This is a genomic window from Novosphingobium resinovorum (assembly GCF_036352595.1).
Classification (GTDB): domain Bacteria; phylum Pseudomonadota; class Alphaproteobacteria; order Sphingomonadales; family Sphingomonadaceae; genus Novosphingobium; species Novosphingobium resinovorum_B.
The window spans coordinates 1-584 of record NZ_JAZFAX010000121.1 but is presented as its reverse complement, the minus strand read 5'-3'; the positions used below and the strand labels follow the sequence as shown (position 1 = coordinate 584).

The 584-nt window shown below is 59.2% G+C and carries 1 protein-coding gene; it reads right to left on the bottom strand.

Going from position 1 to position 584, the window contains the following annotated elements:
• Positions 1-76: 76 nt before the first annotated feature.
• Entirely contained in the window at positions 77-316 is a 240-nt protein-coding gene (locus V2S85_RS27180) for a hypothetical protein (RefSeq protein ID WP_330705887.1), read from the bottom strand.
• Between the last annotated feature and the right edge of the window lie 268 nt (positions 317-584).

Sequence of the window (584 nt, the reverse complement as noted above, 5' to 3'; positions counted from 1 at the left end):
CAAGGTGATCGCTCAAACTGAACAGGGACTTGGGATCCATAGCTGGCCTCCGTGATCGCGCGCCCTCAATGAATCATTATAGCCGTCCAAACGCTACCGGTTTTTGCGGGTCTCCAGCTTCCAGAGCCGTCATCTTGTCCTTCATGGAGGGATGGAACATGCCTTCCGTGATCGCATCGATGATCTGATCGATATCCTTTACGACTTTCTTGAACTCTGCATTCCAGGCGTCGCGCATCGAACGGCGCTCGCGGTTCAGTCGATTGGTTTCTTCGGCATAGGCCCGCATCGCCTCCGCGACGACCTCAGGCGCCATCAAGCGGTCCTTGAGGCCCGCGATCACCCGCTTCTCGAGGTCGTCACGGCCGATCGTGCGATTGTTGTCGCAGGTGCCTTTGCTGACATGCGTGGAACAGGCAAAGCGGTTCGCGCCACGAAGCGAGTAGGGGCCTCCGCAGGGTAATTGCTCACGGGGTCAGCAATTGGGCTCTGATCAGGCGACCACGAACCTGCCGTCGACGAGTTCGCGGATAGCTACGAGGGCCGATTTGCCGCTGAGACGGGCGGTTCCGGTGACGGAGCGA

Excerpts from the sequence above, each read along its gene's own strand:
- V2S85_RS27180 (WP_330705887.1), bottom strand. The coding sequence starts at position 316 with ATGGCGCCTGAGGTCGTCGCGGAGGCGATGCGGGCCTATGCCGAAGAA.